Origin of the sequence: Microcystis sp. LE19-10.1B, from assembly GCF_027530565.1 — a bacterium.
In the GTDB taxonomy this organism is placed as follows: Bacteria; Cyanobacteriota; Cyanobacteriia; order Cyanobacteriales; family Microcystaceae; genus Microcystis; species Microcystis aeruginosa.
This window is the reverse complement of sequence record NZ_JAPZQM010000242.1, coordinates 1-3,379: the sequence shown is the minus strand read 5'-3', so window position 1 is coordinate 3,379 and position 3,379 is coordinate 1. Positions and strand designations below refer to the sequence as shown.

Annotated in this window: 6 protein-coding genes; 3 read left to right on the top strand and 3 right to left on the bottom strand. The window is 36.2% G+C overall.

Going from position 1 to position 3,379, the window contains the following annotated elements; genetic code table 11:
- The first annotated feature begins 71 nt into the window (after positions 1 to 71).
- The 3 genes from O9332_RS08845 to O9332_RS08835 all read left to right on the top strand — a co-directional run bounded on the left by O9332_RS08845 (position 72) and on the right by O9332_RS08835 (position 2,367).
- Positions 72 to 944 (top strand): O-antigen ligase family protein, encoded by an 873-nt coding sequence (locus tag O9332_RS08845; RefSeq protein WP_288024972.1) that lies wholly within the window; start codon positions 72 to 74, stop codon positions 942 to 944.
- A 23-nt stretch (positions 945 to 967) separates the two neighbouring features.
- The gene (locus O9332_RS08840; RefSeq protein WP_043999536.1) at positions 968 to 1,921 is read left to right on the top strand and encodes a glycosyltransferase family 2 protein; all 954 of its coding nucleotides are present in this window, start codon (positions 968 to 970) and stop codon (positions 1,919 to 1,921) included.
- 293 nt (positions 1,922 to 2,214) lie between these two features.
- The gene (locus O9332_RS08835; RefSeq protein WP_002763721.1) at positions 2,215 to 2,367 is read left to right on the top strand and encodes a PIN domain-containing protein; all 153 of its coding nucleotides are present in this window, start codon (positions 2,215 to 2,217) and stop codon (positions 2,365 to 2,367) included.
- Positions 2,368 to 2,378: 11 nt separating this feature from the next.
- Here the strand turns inward: O9332_RS08835 and O9332_RS08830 are convergent, their stop codons facing one another.
- The 3 genes from O9332_RS08830 to O9332_RS08820 all read right to left on the bottom strand — a co-directional run.
- Positions 2,379 to 2,720, bottom strand: a complete 342-nt coding sequence (locus O9332_RS08830) for a helix-turn-helix domain-containing protein (protein WP_002763718.1) — start codon at positions 2,718 to 2,720, stop codon at positions 2,379 to 2,381.
- Positions 2,721 to 2,724: 4 nt separating this feature from the next.
- A complete protein-coding gene (locus O9332_RS08825; RefSeq protein ID WP_002763716.1) occupies positions 2,725 to 3,066 on the bottom strand; it encodes a type II toxin-antitoxin system RelE/ParE family toxin in 342 nt (113 codons plus the stop codon).
- A gap of 161 nt (positions 3,067 to 3,227) precedes the next feature.
- On the bottom strand, positions 3,228 to 3,379 hold a 152-nt coding region (locus tag O9332_RS08820; protein ID WP_288024975.1), incomplete at its 5' end, for a transposase.

Below are 3,379 nucleotides of genomic sequence, written 5' to 3'. Positions count from 1 at the left end.
AATCCTTATCTGGCAAGAGATTTAATTGATTAGTTCGCTCTAGAGCAAAAACAATTGACAAAAATCGCTAAATGCCTTTCTCTATAAGGGTTCCATCCCTTATAACCCCCGTCCATTGCATAACACAAACCGAAGAGCCATTTTATCATGCTAATTTTCTAGCAAGTTTTCTAACTATTATTTGGGTGTTGGGACTGGGCTTAATAATTCTAGAGTTAAGAAAATCGAATACTGATAAAAAATTTTTTTATCTTAGTCTGCTTTTGGTGATCAATTCCCTAACATTTATTGCTCTAATTTTAACTCATTCTCGTAATGGTTGGATGACTACATTAGTAACTTGTCTTGCTTTTGCTATTTATTTAGGCTGGCGATGGATTTTGCTAACAGTAGCAATCGTGAGCGGGGCGATTATTATCGCTGCTTTTGGCAATCCTCCAGTAAGAGATTGGTTTAGATTAATTGTTCCAATGTTTATTTGGGCTCGAATAAACGATCAATTTTATCCTAATCGAGATGTAGAAACTCTCCGAATAACTCTGTGGAAATTCTCCTGGCATTTAGCCCTTAAGTCACCTTGGAAAGGATGGGGTTTAGGAAGTTTTAAACATCTCTATCAGCCTCAATCTCAGATAGTAATAGGACATTCACACAACTTAACACTGATGCTTCTGTCTGAAGTGGGGATTCCCTGGACAGTTTTTTTCTATTTTTTAGTTGGCTGGATATTGGCAAAAGGGATTATACTTTTAACCAAAATAAATCTGGATAACTCAGAAGAAAAATTGATTATATTTACTTATTTAACAGCTTTTTTTGCTTGTATATTATTTCATGTCTTTGATGTTACTATTTTTGATGAAAGAGTCAATCTTATATCCTGGTCGATTTTGTCAGCGATTCATGGCTTAACAAATAATAAAAAAAGAAAATATTTTACCTAAACTAAATATTCTTGTAAATGCTCATGAAATTCAGTATTGTTATAACAACATATAATCGCTTACCATTTTTAAAATGGTCATTAGAATCGGCAATCAATCAAACTATAAACTGTGAAATTATTGTTGTAGATGATGCTTCTTCTGATCAAACTGAAGAATATATCAAGCAGTTAGGTGATCGAGTTATATATCATCGCAACTCGATAAATTTAGGACATTCAGAAAGTGTTAATATTGGAGTCAAAATTGCCAAAGGAGAATGGATTAAGCTGATTGATGATGATGATTATATTATGCCTGAATGTATCGAAATTATCGGCAAATCTCTCGTTTATTTTCCTGATGCTGTTATTTGCTCTTGTCAGGCAAAAAAAATTGATATAATAGGCAACATTATCGATGATAAACATCAAGTTCAATTTAATAATTTAGCTCTTTGTATTCGGCAAGAAGACATACACTACGGTATGCTTTTGGATATCTGTCCTTTGGGAACACCTGTTCAAGTTGCTTTTCAAAAAAAAGCATTTTTGCGATCGGGAGGCTGGGATAAAGACTTTGACGGTAATTATGATGATATTAACTCATGGATAGAAATTGCCAAGTACGGCGATGCTGTATTTGTCGGTAAGTGTCTATGTTTTAAAAGAGTATGGTCGGGATGTTGCCATAGCAATATATCAATAAAAGAGCGATGCAAAAAAAATATTTTAATCAAACAAAAAATTTATGACATGGTACATCCTAAACATCGGGAAAAGTTACCAGAATTGTCAGTTATAGAAGATTATATTTGCCTGCATTGGCTTTTGATTTGTATCAAAAAATTAAACATAAAAATTGTCCTAGAATTGATCCGCTATGATGCAATTAATTGGGATGCTTTAAAATTGATGTTTAAAATAATATGTATAAAAAGATTTAGGCTTTTATTTAAAGAACTTTTACCAGAATTACAGCAAATTGATATTAAATAATGGTACAGCCAATACCCGACTAGATGCCGAAATACTAATGTTTTTTTGTTTGTCTAGGATTTAAGAGATTTCCTGTTGCTTTTCAATAGCACGGGCAATGAGAGGAGCTTTTCTTGCTAATCCCTCTAGGGTGATTTCACCTTGTTCATACATTCTAAACAACGGGAAGCAAACCTCAAATCCAAGCGGGGAAATCTGTTGCGCTTGCGAGGTGTTTCTGAGATTTCGGCAGCTACAGGGTAAACTAACGCCCCAACCGATTATGTAACCTATCTGATCGAGAAGTATCAATAATGCGAGTTCTGATTGATACCAATGTCATTCTTGATTTTCTACAAGAACGAGAGCTATTTGTGGAAAACGCAGCAAGATTATTTGAGCGTATTGATGCTGGGGAAATTCAGGGATTTATCGCATCAACGACAATAACTAACATTAGTGGATAGGATGCACAAAATTAGCATTCAGGTCTTGATTCAGCAACGCCTTTGACACTGGCAATGATTTGTCCGATGTCTTGAGGAGTGGCACCTGTTGCCAACAGCGAGGGGATAAGCAATTCCAGTGAAACCGACGGATCGCCATTTTCAGCTTTGGCAATCCGAGGTTGACTAGAGCCGATTTTATTGGCCAGTTCACTTTGAGTCATTATCTTCTGCCGCTGACTTTTCAAACTTTTGCTAAGAGCTAGTTTGATTTCAACAAGGATAATCTCTTCGGGCGTTAACTCTAAAAAGTCGGAAACGGTTCCGATTTTCCAGCCTTTTGATTCCAAAAGCCCTTTTTTAGTCTCTTCCATCCTCTTATTCCTGCTGATCAGTATCGTATTTACTCAAGCGTTTCTTACAAACCTCAATTACACTTTTGGGTGTTGCTCTTGTTGTCTTATTAAACACCTCAATAATCAAGATTGCATCTTCATCAATTCGATAAATAATCCTCCAATTTTTATCGATGTCTCTAATGCGTAGCTCATGACAATGATAGCCTACACTTGGCATAGGACGCGAATGTGGCAAACCAAGGGGTTCGCCTTCCTGTAGTTGCCTGAGTAAGACACCTGCTTCGATCCGTGCTTCTAAACTGAAAGGTGGGGTCTTGATCTCACCATGCAGCCAAGCTAAAGGTTTGCTTTGATCAGCCATGATGTGTTTATATCATATCTGATGTACTAAAATATGGCAATCGCCTCACTACTATCTAACAATTCAAAGGTGGCGGAGCGACAAAATATGAACAGTGAACCTACTTTGAGCAACTCTCAAACTGATTGGTAATCAGGCTCTTCGTTACCCTTTATGCTAAATCAACATACAAGATGCCAAGATAACATACTTCTAACCCAAAAATTCCGAAAGTTTCTAAAGCCATAGCCTCTCCGTTTTATTAGTTTAAGTTTATTGTTGATTCCCTCCACCACCCCATTCGTTGTCCTTCGCTCGAAATAACTAATGATTT